The 25,153-nt window shown below is 51.9% G+C and carries 21 protein-coding genes; 10 read left to right on the top strand and 11 right to left on the bottom strand.

Going from position 1 to position 25,153, the window contains the following annotated elements:
• Positions 1-127: 127 nt before the first annotated feature.
• A complete protein-coding gene (locus tag HRM2_RS01650; RefSeq protein ID WP_012662708.1) occupies positions 128-1,762 on the bottom strand; it encodes a long-chain-fatty-acid--CoA ligase in 1,635 nt (544 codons plus the stop codon).
• Positions 1,763-2,026: 264 nt separating this feature from the next.
• On the opposite strand from HRM2_RS01650, the gene fdhD reads away from it, so the two are divergent.
• Complete coding sequence (gene fdhD / locus HRM2_RS01645) at positions 2,027-2,851, top strand: formate dehydrogenase accessory sulfurtransferase FdhD (protein ID WP_012662707.1); 825 nt, start codon at positions 2,027-2,029, stop codon at positions 2,849-2,851.
• A gap of 463 nt (positions 2,852-3,314) precedes the next feature.
• On the opposite strand, the gene HRM2_RS27480 is transcribed toward fdhD, so the two are convergent.
• The 8 genes from HRM2_RS27480 to HRM2_RS01610 all read right to left on the bottom strand — a co-directional run bounded on the left by HRM2_RS27480 (position 3,315) and on the right by HRM2_RS01610 (position 9,439).
• Positions 3,315-3,455, bottom strand: coding sequence for a hypothetical protein (locus HRM2_RS27480; RefSeq protein WP_232364168.1), 141 nt, complete (start codon positions 3,453-3,455; stop codon positions 3,315-3,317).
• A 45-nt stretch (positions 3,456-3,500) separates the two neighbouring features.
• Positions 3,501-4,160, bottom strand: a complete 660-nt coding sequence (locus HRM2_RS01640) for an amino acid ABC transporter permease (RefSeq protein WP_041273555.1) — start codon at positions 4,158-4,160, stop codon at positions 3,501-3,503.
• 2 nt (positions 4,161-4,162) lie between these two features.
• Positions 4,163-4,927, bottom strand: a complete 765-nt coding sequence (locus HRM2_RS01635) for an amino acid ABC transporter ATP-binding protein (protein WP_012662705.1) — start codon at positions 4,925-4,927, stop codon at positions 4,163-4,165.
• Between the two features lie 2 nt (positions 4,928-4,929).
• Complete coding sequence (locus tag HRM2_RS01630; RefSeq protein ID WP_012662704.1) at positions 4,930-5,607, bottom strand: amino acid ABC transporter permease; 678 nt, start codon at positions 5,605-5,607, stop codon at positions 4,930-4,932.
• A 57-nt stretch (positions 5,608-5,664) separates the two neighbouring features.
• Positions 5,665-6,417: an ABC transporter substrate-binding protein gene (locus tag HRM2_RS01625; protein ID WP_012662703.1), complete on the bottom strand. Its 753-nt coding sequence runs from the start codon at positions 6,415-6,417 to the stop codon at positions 5,665-5,667.
• A gap of 278 nt (positions 6,418-6,695) precedes the next feature.
• The gene (locus tag HRM2_RS24860; RefSeq protein ID WP_012662702.1) at positions 6,696-7,112 is read right to left on the bottom strand and encodes a response regulator; all 417 of its coding nucleotides are present in this window, start codon (positions 7,110-7,112) and stop codon (positions 6,696-6,698) included.
• A gap of 60 nt (positions 7,113-7,172) precedes the next feature.
• Positions 7,173-7,463, bottom strand: a complete 291-nt coding sequence (locus HRM2_RS01615; RefSeq protein ID WP_012662701.1) for a glycogen-binding domain-containing protein — start codon at positions 7,461-7,463, stop codon at positions 7,173-7,175.
• Between the two features lie 287 nt (positions 7,464-7,750).
• Positions 7,751-9,439: a hypothetical protein gene (locus HRM2_RS01610; protein WP_012662699.1), complete on the bottom strand. Its 1,689-nt coding sequence runs from the start codon at positions 9,437-9,439 to the stop codon at positions 7,751-7,753.
• Between the two features lie 420 nt (positions 9,440-9,859).
• Here HRM2_RS01610 and HRM2_RS01605 point away from each other — a divergent pair, with 420 nt between their 5' ends.
• The 3 genes from HRM2_RS01605 to HRM2_RS01595 all read left to right on the top strand — a co-directional run bounded on the left by HRM2_RS01605 (position 9,860) and on the right by HRM2_RS01595 (position 15,323).
• On the top strand, positions 9,860-12,865 hold the full coding sequence (locus HRM2_RS01605) for a PEP/pyruvate-binding domain-containing protein (RefSeq protein WP_012662698.1): 3,006 nt from the start codon (positions 9,860-9,862) through the stop codon (positions 12,863-12,865).
• Positions 12,866-12,868: 3 nt separating this feature from the next.
• Positions 12,869-14,218, top strand: a complete 1,350-nt coding sequence (gdhA, locus tag HRM2_RS01600) for an NADP-specific glutamate dehydrogenase (protein ID WP_012662697.1) — start codon at positions 12,869-12,871, stop codon at positions 14,216-14,218.
• Positions 14,219-14,372: 154 nt separating this feature from the next.
• Positions 14,373-15,323 carry a helix-turn-helix transcriptional regulator gene (locus HRM2_RS01595; protein ID WP_012662696.1) on the top strand — a complete coding sequence of 317 codons (951 nt, stop codon included), beginning with the start codon at positions 14,373-14,375 and terminating at the stop codon, positions 15,321-15,323.
• A 102-nt stretch (positions 15,324-15,425) separates the two neighbouring features.
• On the opposite strand, the gene HRM2_RS01590 is transcribed toward HRM2_RS01595, so the two are convergent.
• Together HRM2_RS01590 and HRM2_RS27475 are read right to left on the bottom strand one after the other, a co-directional pair.
• Positions 15,426-17,462, bottom strand: a complete 2,037-nt coding sequence (locus tag HRM2_RS01590) for an NADPH-dependent 2,4-dienoyl-CoA reductase (RefSeq protein ID WP_012662695.1) — start codon at positions 17,460-17,462, stop codon at positions 15,426-15,428.
• A 72-nt stretch (positions 17,463-17,534) separates the two neighbouring features.
• Entirely contained in the window at positions 17,535-17,879 is a 345-nt protein-coding gene (locus HRM2_RS27475; RefSeq protein WP_232364167.1) for a DUF4143 domain-containing protein, read from the bottom strand.
• 275 nt (positions 17,880-18,154) lie between these two features.
• On the opposite strand from HRM2_RS27475, the gene glpA reads away from it, so the two are divergent.
• From glpA to HRM2_RS01560, 6 genes are all read left to right on the top strand, one after another.
• On the top strand, positions 18,155-19,759 hold the full coding sequence (gene glpA, locus HRM2_RS01580) for an anaerobic glycerol-3-phosphate dehydrogenase subunit A (RefSeq protein ID WP_012662693.1): 1,605 nt from the start codon (positions 18,155-18,157) through the stop codon (positions 19,757-19,759).
• Positions 19,756-21,045 (top strand): glycerol-3-phosphate dehydrogenase subunit GlpB, encoded by a 1,290-nt coding sequence (glpB, locus tag HRM2_RS01575; RefSeq protein WP_012662692.1) that lies wholly within the window; start codon positions 19,756-19,758, stop codon positions 21,043-21,045. The genes glpA and glpB overlap by 4 nt, the downstream gene beginning before the upstream one ends.
• Entirely contained in the window at positions 21,042-22,745 is a 1,704-nt protein-coding gene (locus HRM2_RS24855; RefSeq protein WP_012662691.1) for a 4Fe-4S dicluster domain-containing protein, read from the top strand. The genes glpB and HRM2_RS24855 overlap by 4 nt, the downstream gene beginning before the upstream one ends.
• Entirely contained in the window at positions 22,742-23,614 is an 873-nt protein-coding gene (locus tag HRM2_RS01565) for a CoB--CoM heterodisulfide reductase iron-sulfur subunit B family protein (RefSeq protein ID WP_012662690.1), read from the top strand. Before HRM2_RS24855 ends, HRM2_RS01565 begins: the two co-directional genes overlap by 4 nt.
• Positions 23,615-24,143: 529 nt before the next feature.
• Entirely contained in the window at positions 24,144-24,428 is a 285-nt protein-coding gene (locus tag HRM2_RS27295) for a hypothetical protein (RefSeq protein WP_012662689.1), read from the top strand.
• On the top strand, positions 24,368-25,138 hold the full coding sequence (locus tag HRM2_RS01560; protein ID WP_012662688.1) for a TRAP transporter substrate-binding protein: 771 nt from the start codon (positions 24,368-24,370) through the stop codon (positions 25,136-25,138). Before HRM2_RS27295 ends, HRM2_RS01560 begins: the two co-directional genes overlap by 61 nt.
• Positions 25,139-25,153: the final 15 nt, after the last annotated feature.

Genomic DNA, 25,153 nt, shown 5'->3' with positions numbered 1-25,153 from the left:
CGGGGAGACAAGGACATCGACTTTGTCATTGACACCTATGGCAAGGAGTATGGAATCTAACACCTAAAAGTTGCCGGTATTACCGGGGCATTGATTCTTGCATGGGCATCAATGCCCCGGATAACATTTAAAGTCTCTTTCTCAGTATTTTACCCACAGAACTTTTGGGCAGTTCGTCCATGTACTCAAAAATCGTCGGGACCTTGTGGGGGGCAAGGTGATTTTTGCAATGGGTATGAAGGTCCGCTTCATCAAGGACCTCGCCAGGTTTTATGACCACAAAAGCCTTGACCACCTCTCCGAGGGTAGAATCAGGTACGCCCTTGACACAGGCTTCCACGATCTTGGGATGGGAAAAAAGCACCTCATCGATCTCCCTTGGATAAACCGTCTGGCCACCGGTTACGATGCGATTCTTGATCCGGTCCACAATGGTGATGTAACCCTCCTCATCCATGGTGGCAACGTCCCCGGTGTGAAGCCATCCTTTTCTAAAGGTCCGGACAGTCTCCTCGTCAAGGTTATGGTATCCCAGTGCCACCTGGGGGCCCTTGACTGTCAATTCCCCTAATTCACCAATGCCCATCTCCCGGTCCGGATCCTCAACATCGGTAATCTTCACCACGGTGTCTGGATAGGGCAGTCCCACGGTACCGGGCTTGTTCTTCCCGTTCAGGGGGTTCATGGCAACCACGGGGCTTGCCTCGGAAAGTCCATACCCCTCGAGGATGGGGGCACCGGTGAGCTGTTCAAACCGGCCCAGCACATCAAGGGGACAGGGAGCCGCCCCTGAAATGCACAGTTCAAGGGACGACAGGTCATATTGCTTCAACCGGGGGTGGTTCAGAATATCCATGAACAGGGTGGCACCCGCCGGAAAAAGGGTTACACCATTCCTTGGAATGGCCTTGATGACCTCCTCGGTTGTTGCCAGGGGCAGCATCACCATTTCCACCCCCATCCGCACGCACAGGTTCAGCACAAACAGTCCAAACGAGTGGAAAATCGGCAAAGAGCCAAGAACAACCGTTTTCTGGGTCTTTATCAGGGTCAACCAGGCAATGCCCTGCTGGCAGTTTTTGGAAAGGTTGTCATGGCTCAGCACCAGCCCCTTTGCCCGCCCTGTCGTACCCACAGTGTATTGGATGGACGCAATATCCTGGCCGTTAACCTGGGTAAACGGCGATTTCTTGGAGTAACTCTTGAGCAGCGTAGACCATTCAATGAGGTCAGGCTGGGGAGGAAAATCCATGTGCTGGTCACTTGCCATGAGCTTGAAAAACTGCTTTTTGGGAAAGCCGATGTAGGTCCGGGTGTGGGCCACGATGATGCTTTTCAGCCCGGTTTTCTCCTTTAGGGCCAGCATCCTCGGCACAAGCAGATCAAGGGCAACAAGCAGGGTAGCTCCTGAATCATTGAACTGGTGAATGAGTTCGGCATCCTTGTAAAGAGGGTTGTTCATGACAACCACCGCTCCTATCCTCCATGCTGCATAGGTTGCAATGGCGATCTGGGGAATGTTTGGCAGCAGCAGGGCCACCCGGTCTCCCTTTCCCACCCCAAGGGCGATAAAGCCGTTGGCCACCTGGTTTACTTCTTCGTCAAACGCCTTGAAAGTTATTCGGGTGCCTGCAAACTCAATAATTCTTCCCTTGGGAAGGTTGGTTGCGTTTCGCTTCAGCATATCGGGCATGGTGATCGATTCATAATCAAGATTCCCTGGAACGCCTTCACCATAGGAACTCATCCACACATTTTCCATATCGCCTCCATTTTTGGGGTCAGGACTACACGCTTGTGAAATACAGTAGAACCGGCAGCGAATCATACCTTTAATTCCACTAACACACCGTTAGCTTGAATGCAAATCCAGATAGAAATTTTTTTTCATTTAATGAATCCACAGTATATTTTCAAGCCCCAGAATCATTCCGGTAAATGATATGGATTTTCATGTCCTTTTTTCAACATGTCAGTTACAATTGCCACTGGTTGAGCTAGGACACAAATCAGAAATTGGAGAGAAATGGACAAGAAAGACGCGCTTCACCGAATGCTGACACCCATCGTTGCCCGGTATTACCTTCCAGGCGGCATCAAGCCCATTGATCTGGAACTCATCCAGGAAGAACCCCTGGCCATCAACATCCAGGGAAAAACCTACGCCACGGTCATGCGAACCCCGGGGGATGAGCGGGCCCATGCCGCAGGATTCTGCCTTGCTGAAGGCATCGTGGACCATCCCGGAGATATTAGAGACATTGCCCTTTGTGACGGTGAAAATTCCAATGTTGCGGCAATCATGCTCACCCAGGCACGATACGAACAGGTCAACGCCATTCTTGGGAATAAAAGCCGCGTGAGTCAGACAAGCTGCGGCATCTGCGGGCGGGAAATAATTGACGATCTGGGGAAATTACTGACGCCGGTACCGTCAACCATGAAGATCTCCTTTGCCGAGGCAATGGCGGCCGCATCCCAGTTAAAGACCATCCAGCAGCTGAGGAGAAGATGCTTTTCCTCCCATGGTGTGGCCGTTCTCAACAATCGGCTTGAACAGATCGCCACGGCCGAAGATGCAGGCAGGCACAACGCCCTTGACAAGGCCATTGGCAAACTTTTTCTTGAACAACGATTGTCAGAGGCAAGGGTTGCGGTTCTCTCGTCCCGGTCAAGCTATGAGATGATCCAGAAATCCGCCCGGGCCGGCATTGAGATCGTCATCAGCATGTCACGGCCAACGGCCCTGGCCCTTGACCTGGCAAACCAGCTGGGAATGACCCTGGCATCGGTTCGGGATGAGGGGCTTTATGTCTACTCGGGCCAGCATCGCATGGGCACAGAGCAATAACTCCCATGACCTGCTCCGGCCATGCCCATTTTTTTTATATGAAACACTCGCCAAAGCATTGTCAATGAAGGTGTTTCAAAATTCGTTGAGGCCGGAGCCATACCTCGCTCCGGCCGTGCCGGTTTATAAGAAACTCTTGTCGAAACATCATTGTGAAAGTCTCGACTTTAGAGCCCTCTTTGGTTTCCCTGACTGGAACATTGTAAACCAAAGGGGTTAGGATTTTTGCCCTTCCAGGCGTTAAGAAGCGCAGGCTGTTTGAGGACTTTAGCCCGCAGTTCCTGCGCTTTAGTCTGGAAGGGCAGAAATTCCCCCGACGTTTACCGTTCCGGTCAGGGTAACCAAAGAGGGCGGAATGGTACTATCGCCTGCCCGGTATTATCGTGTTTCATGCTTCGTTGTGTCGGCAGGCCGACATGGCCGTTATATGAAAATAGTTTCGACCGGCAGGCGGAAACGGGTGTTACCCTTCTCTCATTCTCGCAGGCCGTCCATGGCCTGCTCCGAGGAAAATGGCAACTCCTTGGACCTCGTGTCCACCGTTGCCATTTAATCCGTTCAGGGCAACACCCGTTCCCGCCTGCCTACTACTGTCGAGTTTCATGCTTCGTTGTGGCCGAGAGCAAATACCTCGCTCCGGCCGTGCCGGTTATCCAAAACCCGGCACATGGAGGGCCTGTTCAGCCTTCCTGAGGATGATCTTTGCCAGGGATACCAGCACGAGGTAATAGCACCCGATCACAAGAAACACCTCTGTGAATCGGAAATATTCGGTCGCTATGGTCTTGCCCTCCCCGGTCAGCTCCATGAAGGTGACCACATAGGCAAGGGACGAGTACTTGATCAGGTAGACGATCTCGTTGCCACAACCGGGAAGTGCCCGGCGCATGGCCTGGGGAATGATGACCCAGACAAGGGTCTGAATCCTTGTAAAACCAAGGGCCTCGGCGGCAAGGTACTGATTCTTCCGGATGGACAAAAGGGCACCCCTCACATATTCAGACTGGTAGGCACCACTGCACAGGATAAAGCCGGTGACAGCGGCCCAGTAGGGGGAAAAATAGATGCCAATGTTGGGAAGCCCGAAATAGAGCACGAATAGCTGAACAACCAGGGGAGTTCCCCGGAAAAGGGCGGCATACCCGTCCCCGATCCTTGCAGATGTTTTGCTGCCAAAGGCCCTTATGGCCCCGGCGGTAATACCGATGACAACACCACCCAGGGCAGAGGGAACGATGAGCAGCAGACTCATGCCAAGGCCTCTGTTCAGGCCGGTGAAAAGTTCCTGGAAAAAAGTCACATCCGCCACGATCAACTGTCCTCCCCGGCAAGTTCATTGAGCCGGTCACAGAATCCCTGGCTAAAGCTTGAACACTCTGTTCCCAAAAGTTCATCCGGAGTTCCCTGCTCCACGATAACACCGTCTTTCATGAAAAGGATCTCATCGGCAAGGTTGCGGATAAGGCTGATCTGATGGGTCGCCATGATCATGGTCATTCCCTTCTGGGCAAGGGCGCGTATCACCGCCACCACCTCCCCCACAAGTTCAGGATCAAGGGCAGATGTAGGCTCGTCCAGAAGCAGCACCCTGGGATCCATGGCAAGTGCCCTTGCAATGGCCACCCGCTGTTTCTGGCCACCGGAAAGTTCAGCAGGGTAGAGGTGGGCTTTATCTGCCAGCCCCACCTGGTCAAGCTCGACCATGGCCCGCTTCAGGGCGGCCGCCTTTTTCATTCGCTTGACCTTGCAGAGGGCAATGATGATGTTGTCAACCGCAGGCAGATGATCAAAAAGATTAAAATCCTGGAAGATCATACCCATCTTCTGGCGAAAGGCGTAAAGCTCTTTTTTCTTATGAATATCCACCAACTCACCGTTAAACCGGATGGTTCCTGTATCTGGGGTGACAAGGCAGTTAAGGCATTGTAAAAGGGTGCTTTTACCGCCTCCTGACGGGCCGATGAGGATCTTGATGGCTCCCTTGGAGATTGACATATCAATCCCCTTGAGAATCTGGGTCTCCCCAAAGGATTTGGTGAGGTTTTCAACGTTCAGGATGGATTCAGAAGGAGTCATTGTTAATTTCCCTGGTGCGAATAGCCCGGAATCCGGACCTTGTTTTCCAGTGCCCTCAACCCCTTTACGCCGGACCAGGTCAGGACGAAATAAAGAAGACCTGCCGTGATGTACAGGGGAAGATGCTGGTAGGTTCTTGAAGCGACAAACTGGGTCCTGGCCATAATTTCAGGTGCGCCGATGACAAAAGCCAGGGCCGAATCCTTGAGGATGATGGAAAACTCGTTGGACCAGGCTGGAATGGAGATGCGAAGCACCTGGGGCAGCACAATGTACACAATGGCCTGGACATTGCTCATACCAAGGGCATTGGCTGCCTTGAACTGACCGCTGGGAATCGAAAGCATCGCCCCCCTGAAGATGTTTGCCTGGTAAGCGGCCGTGGTCATGCCAAGGACAAGGGTAACGGCAACAACGGCCGGAAAGGTAAGACCCATGAAATTAAACAGGCCAAAATAAAAGAGGAACAAAAGGACCAGCACGGGCACGCCCTGGAAAAACCAGACGTAAAACCCCACCACTCGACGAACCCATTTACGGCCATAGACCATGCCGCAGGCCATTGTAAGCCCCAGAACAAGCCCTATAAACATGGCACCCAAGACAATGGCTCCTGTGGTAAGTGATCCCCTGATTAAAAAAGGGAGTGCATCTTTTATGACAATAAGACTTTCAAGCATGGATCAGACCAGACACAAAAAAGGCGGGGACACCCACGGCACCCCCGCCTTTTTCATTTATTTCAGGTTATACTTTACGGCAAGCTCATCCCAGTAGGGTGTTGCCATGAGTTTTTTAAGGCTTGCATTGATTTTTTCAAGGAGTTCTGTTTCATCCTTTCTCACTGCATAACCAAAGTCTTCGGCTTCCATGCCAAAGTTTCCGAGGATCTTGACATCCTTCTTGGAAACAGCATCATGGGCAGGTGCATCGTCCATGGCAGCAGCTGCGATCCTGCCGTTCAAAACATCTTCCACGGCAAGGGGAGAGGAGCTGTAGTAGCCAAGTTTGAAATTCCAGGCCCTTGGCTCGGACTCGGCCTTAAGCCATTTTGCCTCAGTGGTTCCCTGCTGAACACCGATTTTTTTACCACCCTTCATGAGGTCGTTCATGGTGAGGGTCGAATCCTTCTTGACCACCATGACCTGATTTATCTTCCAGTAAGGGATGGTGAAGGTGACTTTCTCAGACCGGTCCGGGGTGATACTCATACCTGAAGCGATAATATCGATCTTTTTGGTTAAAAGGCTGGTGATGATCCCGTCCCAGTCAATGGGCATATGCTCAACCTCAAGCCCCAGGTCCTTTGCAATCCATTCCATGGCTTCAACATCAAACCCCGCAGGCTTTCCGGTCTTGTCAATATAGGCAAAGGGCGGAAAGTTTGCATCAATTCCATTAACGATCTTTTTACCGGCAAAGGCGGTCGTGGTACCGGCCACGATCAAACTTACGGCAGCCACAAGCAAAATCAAGTTTCTCTTTAGCATGGTTCATTTCCTTTCATTCATTTTTGGGTTGACTTACAAAATTTACCTTAAAACGATACAATAGAAACTTTTTTCCACCGGATGTCAAGAAAGTTGTTGATTTCCCCTTGATTTTTAACAGTTCAAACCCATCTCACGGGGACACGCCTGGTGATTCCCAAAAAACAACAAAGAAAACATCTGGAATATTAATAAAAACGATATGATCGCCGTGTAGCGTGCGTCTAAGAAAATCGCCAGGGCCATCAAGAAAGCCCTGGGGTGACGTTGATTGTAATTCACACCCTAGGGGATGTCTGTTGCCGGGTTTCACCAGCAAAATAATTGGGTTCAGTGAGTTCGGCGACAGCTTTCAAGAAAATTTCCATGGTAAAGGGTTTGCAAAGCACAGCATCAAAGGGGCTGTCCTTAAAAAGCCATGGCATTCCTGATATTCCAAGTACCGGGGTATGGCTGTGACTTCCTTTTTTAACATGTTCGACAATCTGAGTGCCCGTAAGCCCGGGCATGGATAGGTCTGTTATGATCAGGTCATAGGAATCAGAGGCAATGTTTTTTAAGCCTTCGATACCATTTTCGGCAGTCGTTACCCTGTATTTGTATTCTCCCAAAGAGAGGTAAAGTTCTAATATATCCAGAATCATGGGTTCATCGTCAATGATGAGAACGCGGTATTGATGATCAGCCTCTTTCATATATAGCCCCCATGACAATCCCGGGGGTTGCATTTACAGGTGCTTCCAGTATCATTGGGTCTATTTCACTGTCAATAAGTTATTATAGGTGCCAAAGGGGTTCAGCCTGCTATGAAGGGTTGTGGGGTCCTCCTGCCATTTTCCGTCAACACGGTACTTATACTCATAGGTTCCAGGGGCAAGCACCAGGGTTTTTTTCCAGACCCCGAGGCTTCCTTTTTTCATGCGATGTTTTTTGCCGTTCCACTTGTTGAAATCCCCAAAAATCATGACTTCAGTCGCCCCAGGGGCGTGGAAGGTAAATTCAATCCTTTTCCTGCCACTTTTCTTCGTGGTCTTTTTAACTCCCATTTTAGATCACCTCATTTAAAAAGGTTGTAACGGAAATAAACTCCATGTTTCCATGGACATGGCCCAGTGATGAGAAGAACCTTTTTCAAGACAGCCCATTCGCAAGTGTTGATTATTCAGCTTATCAGGGAAAAGGTCAACAACAGATAAGACCAAAAGAACACCGGGAAAATGCCAGGTAAAACCTGGGAATAATACCAGGACAGACACCCTGCTCCGGCCCTGGCGATTGTACCGCAGGTCCAGATGCGACAAAACGCCGCCCTGGAATTATTTACATCTGAGCCCTAATTTGTGTTTGAAGCCTGGTGAAGGGTAACCTGGGTAAACGGAATCTCCCACCCGAATTGGTTACAGGCATCCACAGAGAACCGCTGAATTTCCCGGGTCAGCCTGCCGTATAGCGGGGCGGAACGACCGTTGAAATCTGCGATAATTTCAAAGTCCAGGGACGATGCAGCAGCTGTCTTAAAATCCACCCTCAACAAAATAAGATCCTCGCCAAACCCATTTGCCGCAAGTTTTTCCGTGACGTTTTTTCCCAGCTGTTCTGGAATTTTATGGGTACAGTCACCCTGGTGTTTGTAGTCAATGCCAAAGACCACCTTCAGCCGGAAGTTGTGGGAAAGATTCAGGGGTGCCTGGGCCAGAAAATCCTGGGTTGGATAGGTTTTAAAGGCACCTCCCCTCAAGGCCAGTCGCACCATCTCATGGGTCTGGCTTACGACCTCTCCCCGGGTACCGTCGGACAGGATCACCCACTCTTTTTCCCGACAGGGAAACCAGGGCTCATCTGCATGACAGGGATAAGAGGTAAGCTCCATAAAGGCCGCCAGGGGAAGTCTGAGCCGACTCTTTAAGGCTGGATTCTCAAGCTCACTGTAGAGATTCAGGGAAACTACCTTCCAGGGGACTCCATGGTAGATCAGCCGTTCATTTTCCCTTACGGACCCAAGGTTGAGCAGCAGTTTAATCTCCTTCCAGAATTGCATGATATTTTTCTTGGCAGTCCAGATAAACCCCAGGAGGAACAGGGAAATCAGGGTGATCAGCACCCAGTCGCCACAGGCATAAAGCACCAGGATAAAGGCAAAGGTTGATCCCAGACCTGTGCCCAGGTGATAAAGGACATCAAAGACGCGGATGTAAACCGGTCGATTTCTGTGGATGGGGCTGACCCGGTAGATAAATCGATGCATGAGGCGAAGCATGAAAAAAACACCCAAAAAGGCAGCCGTGGCAAGCAGCAGGTTCTTACCCCGGCTTTTAAAAAACAGCTCAAACAGCTCACTCAACGAGTCAAGGGCAGACTTTTTTTCCCGGGTCAACTCCTCAAGCTTGAGCTTTGCCGTGCTCATCTGATTCATGGTCTGCTCCTGGCGATCCGACCAGACTTTTTTCAACTCCGCAAACTCTTTTTTAAGGGTTTGATCCTTGGCCCGGGCCATGAGAAGATCAATGTTTTCAGTCGCCTTTTGAAGGATGGGGAGCCGGACTTCATAATAGGCAATGTCGTTGTGCAGTTTTTCGATCTGGCGGGGCTTTGCCGTCATTTTTTTGGCTTCCAGGATAATCGGCCGCAAAAGATCCAGCACTTCATCCTCCCACTTAAAGGTCGTCTGGGGCTTTTCATCAAACATGGAAAGGTCAATGCCCGTGGAAACCTGGTCAAAATCACGCTCCAGGGCATGGAGGCGACCTGCGATTTTATTGATTTCATCGGAAATACTGGTCTTGTCAACCTGAAGTTGAGCATTTGAAAGCGCCTTTTCCTTGGCTGCGATCTGTCTTCTCAAATTCTGCATATCCCCAATCATGGTTTTGAGGGTAAGAATATATTTTTCTTCCTTGGTTATTGTTGACTCGGCGACTTCTGTGCCCTGTTTTTCTTCCTGGGCAACAAGGGAAGAAATGGGGGAGAACACCGACAGAGCGACCACGATAAAGACCATCAGGAGCAAAATTCTTGATTTCAATTGAGATTTCCTCATTCTAAAGAAAATTAAAAACCTTACATTACCATTGACAGGTCTTTGAATACAACTTTTTTAGCACCCCCCATAATATTGACTTCAGATTCAGCCCAGGTGACTCAAAAATAAATAATCGCGATATCTTGCCTGTCTTTCACCCCGTATTGGTAGATTTATCTATATCTGAGCCCTATCAGGATGGTCAGGCCATGTTCAAAACGGCCGAAAAATGGCTTTTCCAGAAAAGAATACGATATTTTTTTACGCATTATACTCGTATTTTAGTCGCATTGCCTAAACGTTTAAAGTAGAATAAGAGTACCAGACATTAATGCGTAGAGAAACTAAGCATTTTTATTGTGGTCATAACCTTTCCGGCAGATTGAGGCCGTGACCCACAGCAACGGTTAAAGGCAAACAACCATGGAAAAAAACGATAACATACAGGACCCGCTGATCCATATCAAGCCTGACATTTTCAGGGAACTCATGCCCCTTCAGGTTCGGGAAATCCTCCTTATTTCAAGCCTGTACAATATATACAGCATGGAAGATGACGGCAGTCTTACCTCCAAAATTGTCAACGAATACAGGGGGCTCAATCTCTCCCACCCCCCCAGGATCACGGGGGTATCTTCTGTGAACCGGGCACTTTCCATTGTTGAAGAAAAAAAATTTGACCTGGTTTTCATTGTCCCCCACCTGGACGGAATGGACCCCATGACCCTGGGCGGCAGGCTCAAAGCCATCCACCCGGATCTTCCGGTCATCCTTCTGTCGCCCAGCACCCGGGGCATTTACCCCGAGTTCAAACGTCAAAAGATCGAAGGCGTTGATCGGGTCTTTGTCTGGTCGGGCAACCCAGACATGCTCCTGGCCATGGTCAAAAACACCGAAGATCACCTCAATGTTTCCCACGATACAGAGCTTGCCAATGTCCGGGTGGTTATCCTGGTCGAAGACTCCCCGGAATACGCCTCATATTTCCTGCCGATCATATACAAGGAGATCGTCTCCCAGACCCAGGCCCTGCTTGAAGTCGGATGCAACGACAACCTCAAACTGATGACCATGCGGGCCAGACCCAAGATCCTTCTGGCAACCACCCATGGGGAGGCCATGGCCCTCTATGAAAAATACCGCTCCTTTCTTCTGTGCGTCATCTCCGATACCAGGCTTCCAAGAAAGGACAGGGATGACCCGGCGGCCGGCATCTCCATTCTTTCCAGGATACGCAGGGATATCCCTGAAATCCCTTTGCTGCTCATGAGCAACGAACAGGAAAATCGCGAAAAAGCCCGGCTTATCCCGGCGGCGTTCCTTAATAAAAACGCCCGGGATCTTTACAAAAAAATCCACCATTTTTTCCTCAACCACCTGGGATTTGGCGATTTTATATTCTGCAAGGCCGATGGTCAGGAGGTCGACCGGGCCGCGAACCTCTTGAAACTTGAATCAAGACTGGCCAGGGTCCCGGATGAATCCATCATGTACCACGCAAACCGGGACCACTTTTCAAACTGGCTCATGGCACGCTCGGAGATTGCCATGGGGCTGAAGTTAAGGGCTGTAAAAAGTGCTGATTTCAACGATGTGGACGAACTGCGTCAATACCTTATCTCCAACATTAATCAACTGAGGAAGGAACGTCAGCGGGGCATTATTCTTCAGTTCGACCGGGAACTCTTTGATGCCGAAGTGATGGAATTTGTGAAAATCGGCCGGGGATCCCTGGGGGGAAAGGCCAGGGGCCTTGCATTCATGGCAACTCTCCTGGGGCAACACCCCGAGATTCAGCAGCGTTATCCTGACATCAATGTGAAGATCCCCAAAACCCTGGTCATCTGCACGGACATCTTTGACACCTTTGTCACCGTCAACAACCTGGCGATCTTTGCCGGTGCAGGATACAAGGTCATACAGATTGTCCAGGCATTCCTGGACGCCCCCCTGCCCGATCATTTGACCCAGAAACTTGAAATTTTCCTTGATCAGGTCAAGGTCCCCCTGGCCGTGCGCTCTTCAAGCCAGCTGGAGGACGCCCATTTCCAACCCTATGCCGGGCTCTACAAGACCTACAAGATCCCCAACAACCACCCGGATAGGGCCGTCCGGCTGAATCATCTTGTCACGGCGATCAAGCTTGTCTATGCGTCCACCTATTACGAGGATGCCAAGTCCTTTTACCGGAACACCTCAAATCAGCCCTTTGACGACTCCATGGCCGTGATCATCCAGGAGGTATGCGGAGAGCAGTACAACGACTATTTTTATCCGACCATCGCCGGTGTGGCCCAATCCTATAACTTCTATCCTTTCGCCCACATAAAGGCCGAAGACGGAGTGGTCCACATGGCCCTGGGACTGGGCAAAACAGTGGTCGAAGGGGAACAAAGTTTCAGATTCTCACCCAAACACCCCCACATTACCCCCCAGTTTCCCACGGTCAAAGAGTTCCTGAACCATACCCAGCGATCGTTTTACGCATTAAAAACAAAGGGCTACCCTGAGGCCCTTCACTTTCCAACCCTTTCCAACCTGGAACGAAGGCAGGTTAGCGATGCCCTGGAAGAATTTCCCGTAAAAGCCATGAGCAGCACCTATGTGGCCGACGAGGACCGCATCAGGGATACCTGGTACTGCCCCGGACCAAAGGTTTTGACCTTTGCCCAAATCCTGAAATTCAATACGCCGCCCATCACCGATCTTCTCAACGACCTTCTGGCCCTTGGACGAAAGGGAATCGGGGCTGCCGTTGAGATCGAATTTTCAGCAAACATCCACGAGGACAAAAAAAGGCCCTGCGATTTATTCTTTCTCCAGATCCGGCCCATGGTCACGAGTCAGGACCGGTCCAGCGTGACCATCTCTTCCCGGGAGATCGTCAAAGCGGTATGCTTTTCCTCCAGGGCCTTAGGCAATGGTGTCATTGATAGCATTCAAGACATTGTCTATGTCAAACCCACTGATTTCAAGGGGGATAAGACCCGGGAGATTGCCCGGGAGGTCGACACCATCAATACCGGGCTTGTGGCCGGGAACCGGCGGTTTATCCTGGCAGGTCCAGGACGATGGGGGGCCTCTGACCCCTGGCTTGGCATCCCGGTGAAATGGCGCAACATTTCGGGGGTTGGTGCCATTATCGAAATCAGAAGCAGGGCCATCAACGCCGATCCTTCCCAGGGTTCCCATTTTTTCCACAACATAACCTCCCTGGGCATCCCCTACATCACCGTCAACGAGACTCTGAAATCGTCCGCACATGATCCCGGGGGTCATGTCAAAGATGACCACCTTGACTGGCAATGGCTGGAGAGTCTCGAAACCGTCACTGAAACTGTTTTTTTACGCCATGTGCGGCTCAAGCGACCCCTCACTATAAAAATAGATGGAAAACGCTCGTGGTGCATCATTCAAAAAGGAGAATAACCCATGTCAGAAGAACTAAATCGAATCATAGACAAGGACCCGGAGCAAAAAGAATTTCACCAGGCAGTTAAAGAGGTGGTGGAGACGGTTCAGCCGGTCCTGGACCGAAATCCAGAGTACCGCCAGGCCAGGGTCCTTGAACGTATTGCAGAACCCGAACGGACCATCATGTTCAGGGTATCCTGGATGGACGATGCAGGCAAGGTCCAGGTGAACCGGGGGTTCAGGATCGAGATGAACAGCGCCATAGGCCCCTACAAGGGCGGACTGCGGTTTCACCCCTCGGTCAACCTGAGCATCCTCAAGTTCCTGGCCTTTGAGCAGGTGTTCAAGAACGCATTGACCACCCTGCCCATGGGCGGCGGAAAAGGCGGGTCTGACTTTGATCCCAAGGGCAAATCCGACGCCGAAGTGATGCGCTTCTGCCAGAGCTTCATGGCGGAACTGTTCCGCCACATCGGTCCGAATACCGACGTTCCGGCAGGCGACATTGGCGTGGGCGGCAGAGAGATCGGGTTTCTCTTTGGCATGTACAAGAAACTGACCAACGAATTTTCAGGGGTTTTAACGGGCAAGGGCCTGGGCTGGGGCGGCAGCTTGATCCGGCCCGAGGCAACCGGTTACGGCAGTGTCTACTTTGCCGCAGAAATGCTTGCAACCCGAAACGACTCCCTGGAAGGCAAGACCTGCCTGGTGTCCGGGGCAGGCAACGTTGCCCAGTACACCGTTGAAAAGATCCTTGACCTTGGCGGCAGGGTTGTCACCCTGTCCGATTCAGCAGGTTTCATCCATGACGAACAGGGTATCGACAGGGAAAAGCTGGCCCACGTGATGACCCTCAAGAACGTCAAGCGCGGCAGGATCAAGGCCTATGTGGACGCCTACCCCGATGCCTCCTACACAGCGTTTGATTCGGCCATGGACCACAACCCCCTCTGGGACATCAAGGCCGACTGCGCCTTTCCCAGCGCCACCCAGAACGAAATCAACCAAAAAGATGCAACCAACCTGCTCAAAAACGGGGTGTCCCTGGTATGCGAAGGCGCCAACATGCCCTCCACCCCCGAAGCCGTTGATATCTTTGTGGACAACAAGATCCTCTATGCACCGGGAAAGGCTGCAAATGCCGGCGGTGTTGCCGTGTCGGGCCTTGAGATGTCCCAGAACAGCATGCGCATCAACTGGCCAAGGGAAGAGGTTGACAAGCGGTTGCACCACATCATGAAGAGCATTCACACCTCGTGCACGGATGCGGCAGCCGAGTACGGTCAGCCCGGAAACTACGTTGCCGGAGCCAACATTGCAGGCTTTGTCAAGGTGGTCAACGCCATGCTCGACCAGGGGCTTGTATAGGAACCATAATCCTGGTATGCAAGCGGTTTATTTTTGTGACACCGGGGACGTTTGACAAAACGTCCCCGGGCCTTGAGGGGGCAGCACTCCGGTACGTTGCCCCCCACGTCTGCACCCCGGTGAAACCGCCCATATTGTGGAGGGCAATGGAGACATGACAAAGACACAACACCCCCTTGAGCTTGCGACCCTGCTCAAACGAAACCAGGAACTTGAACGGCTCACCCAGGCCCATACCCGCATGGAACAGGCCCTCAAGATCCAGGCCCACGACCTTAAGGAACGCATCAAGGAGATCAACTGCCTCTACGGCATCTCAAAGGTCGTGGAGCGGACCGAGCTTCCCCTGGAGGTGATCTTTCAGCAGGTGATAGACCTCATTCCTGCCTCTTGGCAATACCCCGAGATCACCTGCGCCCAGCTTCTAATCAACCATCAGAGTTACCGAACCGCCAACTACAGGAATACCTTTTGGCACCAGCGGGCCGACATTGTGGTCTATGGACAGGTCCTTGGTGTCATGACCGTATGCTATCTTGAAAAAAGGCCGGAAAAGGAAGAGGGACCCTTTTTAAAGGAAGAGAGATCCCTTCTCAACGCCATAGCAGAACGCATCGGCAGAATATACGAGCACAAACAGGCGGAACAGGCCCTGGGCCAGAGCGAACAAAAACTCAAGGAGCAGAACCTGCTGTTAAAAGATAAAAACATCGCCCTGAGGGAGGTGATGAACCAGCTGATCACGGAAAAGGAGACCCTTGAAAAAAATGTCCTGGCCAATGTGGATCAGCTCCTGCTTCCCCTGGTGAAAAAGCTGAAAAACAAGGGGTCAGCCATTGACCAGGAGTACCTGAACCTGCTCGAAGAGAACATCCGCCACCTGACCTCATCATTTGGCACCCAGATTTCCAGGAAAAACCCCACACTCACCCCCAGGGAAAACGAAATCTGCAACATGGTGAGAAGCGGACTGAGCTCCAAGGAGGCGGCAAAGCTGTTGAACATCTCCTACCGAAGCGTTGAAACCTATCGAAACTACATCCGGAAAAAACTTGGCATCACAAACAAAAAGGTCAACCTGGCAACCTATCTCTCAACCCTCTAAAAGGCGGTTCAACATCCAACCAGTGCCGGCCCCATGATAATCAACCTGATTGGAATTGTTGTTTCACTTGATCATTGAGTTTCAGATCATTACCCGGCAGTGTCAAATAATGGCAGCCAGACGGGTGGCCTGGTCAATGGCCCGTTTTGCATCAAGTTCAGACGCCACATCGGCCCCGCCCACAACATGCAGGGGCAGGCCGGTAATTTCATCTGCAAGGATTCGGTTTGACACCTGGCCGGCACAGATCACAATGGTGTCCACCCCAAGGGTTCTGGGCCTGCCTGCAACCACAAGGTGAAGTCCCTGGTCGTCAATCCACTGGTAATCACAGCCTGCAATCATGGTCACCCCTTTTTTAACAAGATCCGTGCGATGGATCCAACCGGTGGTTTTGCCCAGCCCGGAACCCACCTTTGTGGGTTTTCGCTGCAACAGATAGACGGTTCTGGGAGAAGGTTCAACCCGGGCGGTGACATTTTCAACGCCTCCCCTGGCCGTAAGGGTCATATCAACCCCCCACTCGTCCATAAAGGCAGGAATATCCTGGCTGGTGAAAGGCCCCTGGTGGACAAGGGTTTCACATACGTCAAACCCGATCCCACCGGCACCGATGACGGCAACCGTGGCACCCACCGCTGCCCCCTTGATGGCCTCCAGGTAGGTCATCACCTTTGGATGGTCAATACCTTCAATATCGGGTTTGCGCGGCACAATGCCCGTGGCAATAACCACTTCGTCAAAATCCCCCTGTTCGACCATCTCCCGGGAGACAACGGTGTTGAGCCGGACATCCACTCCCGTAAGTTCAAGCATGCGGCCAAAATAGCGAAGAGTTTCATGGAACTCCTCCTTTCCAGGGACCTGTTTGGCAAGGTTGAACTGTCCGCCGATTTCAGGGGCCCCATCAAAAAGAACCACCCCATGCCCCCGCTTTGCAGCGGTCACAGCAAAGGCAAGACCTGCGGGTCCTGCACCCACAACGGCGATCTTCTTGGTCTGCCCGGCAGGTGCTATCACCAGCTCGGTTTCATGGCAGGCACGGGGATTGACCAGGCAGGAGGTCAGTTTGCCGGCAAAGATATGATCCAGGCAGGCCTGGTTGCAGCCGATGCAGGTATTGATCTCATCGGTCCGCCCCTGTTCAGCCTTTTGAACAAACGCGGGATCCGCCAGAAAAGGCCGGGCCATGGAGACCATGTCGGCATCCCCCCGGGCAAGAACCGCTTCAGCCACCCCGGGGGTGTTGATGCGGTTGGAGGTAATGATGGGAAGGTTGAGTTCAGCTCGCACCTTGGCCGTGACCCAGGTAAAGGCAGCCCGTGGCACCCGTGTGGCAATGGTGGGAATCCTGGCCTCGTGCCAGCCGATACCCGTGTTGATGAGTGTGGCGCCGGCATCCTCAACCCCCCTGCCAAGGGTCACGATCTCGTCAAAGGTGCTTCCCCCGTCCACAAGATCAAGCATGGACAATCGATATATGATGATAAAATCAGAGCCCACAGCCTTGCGTACCCGGGCCACAATCTCCAGGGGGAACCGAATCCGGTTGCGATAATCGCCGCCCCAGCGGTCCGTTCTCTGATTGGTGCGGGCCGCAATAAACTGGTTGATCAGATACCCCTCAGACCCCATGATCTCAACACCGTCGTAACCGGCCTGCTTTGCAAGGGAGGCACAGCAAACAAAATCACAGATCTGCTGTTCAATATCATCTTCGGTCAACTGCCTTGGCTCAAAAGGGGTAATGGGCGATTTCACCGGCGAAGGCGCCACCAGGTCTGGATTAAAGGCATAACGGCCCGTGTGCAGAATCTGCATGCAGATCTTACCGCCCGCCTTGTGCACGGCATTGGTGACGATCTGATGGTTGGCCACATCCTTGGGTGTGGCCATGAGGGCCGCCTCCCCATGGACCGCTCCCACCCCATTGGGGCCGATGCCCCCCGTGACAATGAGGCCGACACCCCCAAGGGCGCGCTCGGCATAAAATGCGGCCATTCGCTCAAAACCGCCGGGTATCTCTTCCAGCCCAAGATGCATGGATCCCATGAGCACCCGGTTTTTAAGTGTGGTAAACCCCAGATCCAGGGGTTCCAGCAGATGGGAAAAAGGGGAAAGGGAACGTTTTTTCGGCATGGGGGTTTCTCCTCGGTAACGGGCATTTTCAACATTACAGGCGATTCAAATGTCAAAAAAATAGGCTATTGTTTAAGAACAGTCAATACCAATGAGCCCACAAACAGATAATTCCTTGATCCTGCCCGCTCCAATATGAGATTTATCAAGTAAAGCATGAAGGATTCCACTATCACTTAAATAAATTTTTGGAGATTTAATCAATCTCTTCTTTTGGTTTATTTCCGCGGGTGGCAATAAACGAAGCATATAGGTCTGTTTCAGAATTGCCAGGTATTTCTTTAAAGTCGGATTTGAAATATCAACAGCTGCTGCCAGTTTAAAAAGCTCTGGTTCTAAAAGGTTGTTCTGGATAAAGGCGGCGGGAATCTCCCGTCGTATTTCGCCTGCGTTTACTCCGGGGTCAATGATGTCCATGATGATTCTGTTGAGGGCCCTGACCTGGGGCATGAACCTGTCAGTACTTTTTACATCTTGTAAAAAGCATTGAATTCCCCTTTCAGGCGGCAATCTGCGGATGGGCAGGGCCAAGTTGATTGTTTCCGGGTTCGCGGTGATCCATGAAGCGGTTCGGTGTCCGGGTTATGTGACCTTTTTTCAGCCGCTTACACGTTTACCCCAGGGCAATTATTTTAGAATATTGGCACAACACTTGCTGATATTTAAATTAATTGAACACAAAAGGACCGACCATGGAAAAAACAATCGAAACCCAGGTGCTGGTGATCGGAGGCGGGGCAACGGGTACCGGTATTGCCAGGGACCTGACCCTTCGCGGCGTCAAGGTCATCCTCATTGAGAAAAGCGATTTAAATGCCGGTGCTTCCGGGGCAAACCACGGGCTTTTGCACTCGGGCGCACGGTATGTCCATTCCGATGCCGAGGCTGCCATGGAATGCCTGGCAGAGGGATTGCTCTTAAAGCAGATCGCTCCCCATTGTATTGAAGAGACCGGTGGACTCTTTGTAGCGGTCCCCGGGGATGACGAGGGGTATATCGCTGATTTTCCCAGCATGTGCCAACGTTCGGGTATTCACTGCCAGCCCCTGGATTTAAAAGAGGTAAGGCAGATGGAGCCCTGCTTGTCCCCGAAACTCATTGCCGCCTTTGGGGTGCCGGATGCAGCCATTGATCCCTTTAAACTGTCCATTGAAAACCTGAACGATGCTTTGAACCGGGGCGGTCAATACTATGACCATGCCCGGCTGGAAGCATTTATCGTTGAACACCATCGGATTGTGGGTGCTCGAATTTTGAATACGAACACCCGGGAATTGTTTCGAATCAGGGCCGATATTTACGTGAGTGCCACGGGTGCCTGGGCCGATGATGTGGCTGCCCGGGCCGGGGTTCATATCCCCATGGTTTATTCCAAGGGCAGTTTGCTGGTCACGGGCAGGCGAATGGCAACCCGGGTTATTAACCGCCTGAGGCATCCTGGTAACGGTGACATCCTCATGCCCGGCGGCGTGGTTTCCATCCTTGGCACCACATCGGTGCGAATGGATTCTCCGGACAATCTTTTTCCCAGCGTTGACGAGGTGGATTTGATCATTGACCAGGGCGAACAGATGATACCTGCCCTGGGTCATCGCAGGTATATCAGGGCTTATTCCGGGGTCCGACCCCTGGTCAGTGCCGGCGGGGGTGAAGACCGAACCGTATCCCGGGGCTTTTCCCTCCTGGACCATGCCGGGGACGGAGTGGATAATTTCATCACCATTACCGGGGGAAAACTGACCACCTTCAGGCTGATGGCGGAAAAAACCTCAAACAGAGTCTGTGACAAGCTTGGCATTTCTGCTGCCTGTCAAACCCGGGACCTGATTCTGCCCAAAACTGCAGGAGGGGGATGGACCGAGCCAGGGGTTGCCCTGGGCCAGAAATTTTTCTCCCGGTCAAAGGGGGACCCCTTGCTGTGCGAATGTGAAATGGTACCGGCCAGTGCCATTGACGCCATTATTTCCTCTATTCGGAAAAACTGGGCAGAGCCAGACCTTTTGGCGATTGCCCTGAGAAGTCGTATGGGCAAAGGTCCCTGCCAGGGATCTTTCTGCAGTGTCCGGGTGCTGTCCCATCTGTACAACCAGGGAGAAGTGGCCGGCCCCAAGGGGGGAGACGGTCTTCGGCGTTTTTTAAATGAACGGTGGAAGGGGGAACATGCCCTGTTGTGGGGAACAGCCCTTGCCCAGTCCTCCCTCAAGGAGATGATCCACTGTGGTCTGTTCTGCCTTGAAATGGAACCCCCATATCAAACAGGAGAGACACCCGCCGAGCCACCAGGAGGGCAGAGATGACCGAACCCAGAAACATGGACTGCGATCTTCTGGTCATTGGAGCGGGGTTTGCCGGTATGGTTGCGGCTGCCCGGGCCGCCCACCTGGGGTTGACCACGGTATTGGCCGGAAATTCCGGGGGGCTGATCCTGGTGAGCGGGCTCATGGACTATCTGGGGGTCTATCCCATGGATGCCAGGGGGGCCTTGGAAGATCCGGCCCAGGGGCTTGCCTGGCTTCAGGCAAATGATTCGGCCCATCCCTATGGGGGATCCCGCCATGGACAGATCGTTCAATACTTTGGGTTTCTAAAAGCGGTTCTGGGCAAAGCTGGTCTTGCCTACCATTTGTCCTCCGGCAGGAATCTTCCGGTTTTAACGGCCCTGGGAACGATGAAGCCCAGTTTTATGGTGCCCAGAACCATGGAAAAAGGAACCCGGCTTCTGGGCGAACAAAAACGGTTGCTCGTGATTGACATAAAAGGCCTCCTGGGATTCAGCGCCAGACAGGTGGCAGCCAAGTTGAAAAATCGTCTGGCCCATGTCATCCCCTTAAGTATTGAGCTCCCGGGCGTCAACACAAGCGTGCCCCCCCTTGTCCTGGCCCAACGATTTGAAGACCCCCGGGTACAGGATGCTTTTGTTGACCAGGTGATTGCCTTTTCAGATCAAGCAGATATTGCGGGTATGCCTGCTGTCTGCGGTATTAACGACAGTCTTGGCCTCCAGGAAAAACTGGAAAAAAGAATCGGATTGGATCTGTTTGAAATCCCGGGTATTCCCCCCTCCATTCCCGGGTTGCGCCTAAAAAATGCCTTTGATCGATTCCTGGCCCAATCGGGCGTGACATTCTTGAGCAATACCATGATCAAGGATCCTGTATTTAAAGGCAAAAAATTTACCTGCCTAGGTGTCACCGACAGCCAGAACCTGCCCATATCTGCCAGGGGCGTGGTGCTTGCCACGGGAAGATTTCTGGGTAACGGCCTCCACGCCCGCCGGGACCGGATTGTGGAGCCGGTGTTTAACCTGAACGTGCACCAGCCGGTAATGCGCAACCTCTGGCACGGAACCGATTTTTTGTCCCGCCAGGGTCATCAAATCAATCAGGCAGGTGTTGAAACAGACCCGGGATTCAGGCCCCTCAATTCCAAGGCCCAGCCCGTGTTACCCCATCTTTACGCTGCTGGCAGTATTCTGGCCCACAACGACTGGGTGCGGCTCAAATCCGGGGCCGGGGTTTCCCTGGTCTCAGCCTGTACCGCAGTGGATGCTTTTTACCGGGAAAACACAGGGGCAGGATCATGATATTTCGAATCCTCTTATCTATTGCACTGATCATTTCTCTGGCAGGTCTTGTTTATCGTTTCAGGTCCATTGCAGGAAAAAGCCGGTCTTTTGAAAAGGGCAGTCGGTTTCAGGCAAAGACGAAATTGGGTCTCAATATCCCGGGGGGGGTTTTAAATACCCTGTTCCAGACAAAATTGTTCAAGGTCGGAAAACAGCGGTGGCTGGTTCATTTTTTGGTCATTTCCGGGTTTGGCTATCTCCTGGTCGTCCATGCCCTGGATGATGTGACCTCGGGTCTTTTCTATTGGTATCAGCCGGGGATTGCACCCTTCCGGTTCCTGAGAAACATCGCAGGTGCCCTTGTTGGCCTGGGATCTATCGTTTTTCTGGTTCGCCGGCTGAACCGGTTCAGGCCAGCCAGACCCACGATAAACAGATCCCGCATAAAGGGTTCAAGCATAAACGGACCTGGAATCAATGGACAACAGGGCAATCAAAACACGACCCATCAATTTCAGTGGCTCGTCTCCATCCTGCTGATCCTGGGCCTTGTGGGGTCCGGGTTTCTGCTCGAAGCCTTCAGGATCATTTCTGAACCCCGGTTTGACGAAATGGTATCCGCCTATTCCGACCTGGATGAAGAAAACGGGCTCATGGCGTTGAGGGGGTTCTGGATCCAGAGTTATCACCTGAAGGTGAAAGACACGACCCCCAGGGCAAGGGATTTTGAAACGGGTAGAGACTTGAACCGGGAATTTTGCATGGATTGCCATGACAGACCCGACAGCGCCTTTGTCTCAACCCCCCTTGCAGAGGGCGTTAAGGGTCTTGGCAATCCATTGGCCAGGTTCCGGGCAGACAATATCCTGTACTGGCTCCACTATGGGATCTTCCTTATTATACTGGCCCTGCTTCCTTTTTCCCGACTGTTTCACATCATCGCCATTCCCGTGGCAAGCACCCGGAAGCGGGTCACGCCCCAATCCCTGGAACAAGAACGGGGAGTGCTGGATTTTTTCAGCCTGATGGCCTGCACAAACTGCGGATTTTGTTCACAGGTCTGCAATGTGTATCCGAATTTTCAGATCACGGGAAATGCTGGAATTCTGCCCCATGTGAAAATTGAGGCCATCAGGACCATGGCGGAAAAAGGGCTCAAGGATCCCCGTGCTGCTGTCCTTCTACGTTCGGGAAATGATGATTGTACCCGGTGCGGCCGGTGCGGGGATATCTGCCCCGCAGGTATTGACCTGGTTCGGGTGTGGGAATCGGCTGATTTTCTGATGGAAGGCCTGGGCTGCCCGGACAATTATACCCAGGTGTTTGACACATCCCTTGACCAGTGGACAGGGCAAGCCCGCCCTTCACAGGAACCGGGCGCGATGGCTTGCCTTCCCGGTCTGGCCGACCAGGTGGAATCCTTTGAAAATTGCGTCCAGTGTACCATCTGCACCAATGCATGTCCCGTGGTGGCCTACGACCCTGGGGGAACCGACCTGGGTCCCCACCAGGTGATGAACCTGTTACGACTGGGAAAAAAAGAGATGGCCACAGCATCCCCCATGGTCTGGAATTGCCTCACCTGTTATGCCTGCCAGGAATTATGTCCCCAGGGCATACGGATCACGGATATCCTTCTTGAACTTCGCGCCCAGGGGCAAAACAGGGCAGAGCAAATTAAGTTGTCTAAATTAACCTTCCAGGGGGCTGACAAATGAGAGTGGCCTATTTTCCCGGGTGTCAAATCACCTTTAATCTCAAGTCCTATGGACGGTCCGTGGAGGCAGTCATGGCCGCACTGGGGGTGACCCTTGTCCGGCTGCCGTTTAACTGCTGCGGCAACCCGTCCCGGGGAAAGGACCTTGAAGTGAGTGTTTTTTCAGCCATAAAGAACCTGGCCCTGGCAGAGAGCTATGGGCTGGACATTATGACGCCCTGCAAATGCTGCTTTGGCCAGCTTAAATATGCGTTGTACTGGTACGAAAACAGAACGGCGCTCCGGGATAAAATTGACCGGATACTGGCAGACCAAGGCCTTTTTTACACCGGTTCGCCGGGTGGCCCCCCGGGAAAACCTCCCGAAGTCAAACATCTGCTTTCATTTTTGTACCATGACATTGGGATCGGCACCCTGAAGGAAAAGATCACAAGGCGCCTGGCGCCTGAAAAAATAGCCCTCCAGCATGGATGTCATGCCCTGCGGCCATTTTCCGTCACCGGGTTTGACAATCCTGCTGCCCCCAGAATATTCAAGGCCCTGGTGAATATCACGGGCCTTGGGGCCATTGACTGGTCACTTGAAACAGAGTGCTGCGGCAGCCCCGTGGCCAGGGACAATGAAGCGCTGGCCCTGAAAATGATCACCCATAAGGCAGAAACTGCCCGCCGGGAAGGCGCTGCCTATATCTGCACGGCCTGTACCCATTGCCAGATCCAGTACCAGGGGAAAGAAGCCGCCCATATCCTTTCAAATAAAAATATTTTGGCCGTTACCTATCCCCTTTTCCTGGGCGCAGCCCTGGGGATTCCCCTTGCTGAAATGACAACTGAAGACAGTATCCCACCAGAATTTAAATATCTGGGATAGGATGCAACGTAGAGACTCCCAGCTTGGACGCCTCTACACAACCTCCGTGATACCCTACCCCTCCATGTAATCCCATTTTGAACAACATAACCTGGAAGAAAGTTAGACAATAACTGTTCATCTCATAAATGGTGTTTTAATTATTTTATAAAAAATATTTAAATATATTTTATAAAATAATTGACTTTCTCTTTGGAAATAGATACGACATAAAATATGATTTTCACAAAACTATGATTTGGAGATAATTATGCCTGTGTATTTAAGGAAAATTCACCAGCAGACACCCTGCCCACCAGAGAATAAAACATATCCCGTTTTGACAAAAACCGGAAGCCGTTTGGCTGTCCGGTTTTTTTATATCCAGCTGACATGGTCGGAGCGAGAGATGGCCTGCGGCCACAGAAAATGATGAAACTCCGCCAATGGTAACATATTGGCGTGCGTCTCATATAAAACCCAAAGGGGTTAAACCACATTCCCGGGATTCCGGGATGCTCTGTTCTTTAAATTTTTTCAAGGAGGACGTATGAAACAGCTTACAATGATTGGAGTTCTTGTATTTTTTTTGACAGCCCTCATGGTGCCGGGACCGGCCATGGCGCAGAAAACCCTGAAGCTTGGCCTGGGTGATCCCATCGATTCTGACCAGGGGGTGCTGGCCCTCCGCTTCAAAGAGATTGTTGAAAAAACCAGTAACGGCGAATATAAGGTTGATCTTTCCCTGCAGGCCAACTGGGCGACGAGCAGAAGATGCTCAAGGATGTCCGCAGGGGCTCCATTGACGGTGCCGTGGTTGCCATCAACAACGTAACCCCTTTCTCAAAAACAGTTGGGGTACTGACGCTACCGTATCTGGTTCAGAGTTTCGACGATGCCGTCAAAATAACCACAGGTGACCTTGGCGAGCACTGGCGGGAGATCCTGTCAACGGAAGCCGGTGTCCGGGTCCTTGGCTGGGCATATTCAAACTTCCGAGTTCTGACCAATTCCAAAAGACCAGTATCCACACTGGCTGACCTCAAAGGCCTTAAAATAAGGGTGCCCAAAAACCCCATCATGATCGAGACCTGGAAGGCACTGGGTGCAGAGCCCATTCCCATGGCATGGCCCGAAACATTTACCGCCATGCAGCAAAAAGTTGTGGATGGCCAGGACAATCCCCATACTGTGAACTACACCATGAAATTCTATGAGGTTCAGGACTACACTTCAGAATGCCATTACCTCTTCTCCCTCCAGCCCCTGATTTTCGGCGAAAAATTCTTCAATTCCCTATCCGCCAAGGACCAGGCCATGTTTACCCGCGCCGGTATCGAGGCCCAGCAGTATAACCTGCTCTTTTCAGTCAGCGAATCTGAGAAGGCCAAACAAAAAATGATAGAAAAAGGTGTTGAATACATGGAGATCCAGGATGAAGACCAGTGGGCAAAAATCGCCATGGATCAGGTATGGCCAAAATTTTACGACTCAATCGGCGGGAAAGTTGCCGTTGATGATGTTGTAAAAGCCCTCGGACGCTAACCATAGCTTACCTGC

Source organism: Desulforapulum autotrophicum HRM2 (assembly GCF_000020365.1).
GTDB lineage: Bacteria > Desulfobacterota > Desulfobacteria > Desulfobacterales > Desulfobacteraceae > Desulforapulum > Desulforapulum autotrophicum.
This window is presented reverse-complemented; position numbering and strand designations above follow the sequence as displayed.

What these genes read in the sequence shown, in the direction of transcription:
- HRM2_RS01650 (WP_012662708.1), bottom strand. Translation starts at nt 1,762, where the DNA reads ATGGAAAATGTGTGGATGAGTTCCTATGGTGAAGGCGTTCCAGGGAAT.
- fdhD (WP_012662707.1), top strand. Translation starts at nt 2,027, where the DNA reads ATGGACAAGAAAGACGCGCTTCACCGAATGCTGACACCCATCGTTGCC.
- HRM2_RS27480 (WP_232364168.1), bottom strand. Translation starts at nt 3,455, where the DNA reads ATGAAACTCGACAGTAGTAGGCAGGCGGGAACGGGTGTTGCCCTGAAC.
- HRM2_RS01635 (WP_012662705.1), bottom strand. Translation starts at nt 4,927, where the DNA reads ATGACTCCTTCTGAATCCATCCTGAACGTTGAAAACCTCACCAAATCC.
- HRM2_RS01630 (WP_012662704.1), bottom strand. Translation starts at nt 5,607, where the DNA reads ATGCTTGAAAGTCTTATTGTCATAAAAGATGCACTCCCTTTTTTAATC.
- HRM2_RS01625 (WP_012662703.1), bottom strand. Translation starts at nt 6,417, where the DNA reads ATGCTAAAGAGAAACTTGATTTTGCTTGTGGCTGCCGTAAGTTTGATC.
- HRM2_RS24860 (WP_012662702.1), bottom strand. Translation starts at nt 7,112, where the DNA reads ATGAAAGAGGCTGATCATCAATACCGCGTTCTCATCATTGACGATGAA.
- HRM2_RS01615 (WP_012662701.1), bottom strand. Translation starts at nt 7,463, where the DNA reads ATGGGAGTTAAAAAGACCACGAAGAAAAGTGGCAGGAAAAGGATTGAA.
- HRM2_RS01605 (WP_012662698.1), top strand. Translation starts at nt 9,860, where the DNA reads ATGGAAAAAAACGATAACATACAGGACCCGCTGATCCATATCAAGCCT.
- gdhA (WP_012662697.1), top strand. Translation starts at nt 12,869, where the DNA reads ATGTCAGAAGAACTAAATCGAATCATAGACAAGGACCCGGAGCAAAAA.
- HRM2_RS01595 (WP_012662696.1), top strand. Translation starts at nt 14,373, where the DNA reads ATGACAAAGACACAACACCCCCTTGAGCTTGCGACCCTGCTCAAACGA.
- HRM2_RS01590 (WP_012662695.1), bottom strand. Translation starts at nt 17,462, where the DNA reads ATGCCGAAAAAACGTTCCCTTTCCCCTTTTTCCCATCTGCTGGAACCC.
- HRM2_RS27475 (WP_232364167.1), bottom strand. Translation starts at nt 17,879, where the DNA reads ATGGACATCATTGACCCCGGAGTAAACGCAGGCGAAATACGACGGGAG.
- glpA (WP_012662693.1), top strand. Translation starts at nt 18,155, where the DNA reads ATGGAAAAAACAATCGAAACCCAGGTGCTGGTGATCGGAGGCGGGGCA.
- glpB (WP_012662692.1), top strand. Translation starts at nt 19,756, where the DNA reads ATGACCGAACCCAGAAACATGGACTGCGATCTTCTGGTCATTGGAGCG.
- HRM2_RS24855 (WP_012662691.1), top strand. Translation starts at nt 21,042, where the DNA reads ATGATATTTCGAATCCTCTTATCTATTGCACTGATCATTTCTCTGGCA.
- HRM2_RS01565 (WP_012662690.1), top strand. Translation starts at nt 22,742, where the DNA reads ATGAGAGTGGCCTATTTTCCCGGGTGTCAAATCACCTTTAATCTCAAG.
- HRM2_RS27295 (WP_012662689.1), top strand. Translation starts at nt 24,144, where the DNA reads ATGAAACAGCTTACAATGATTGGAGTTCTTGTATTTTTTTTGACAGCC.
- HRM2_RS01560 (WP_012662688.1), top strand. Translation starts at nt 24,368, where the DNA reads ATGCTCAAGGATGTCCGCAGGGGCTCCATTGACGGTGCCGTGGTTGCC.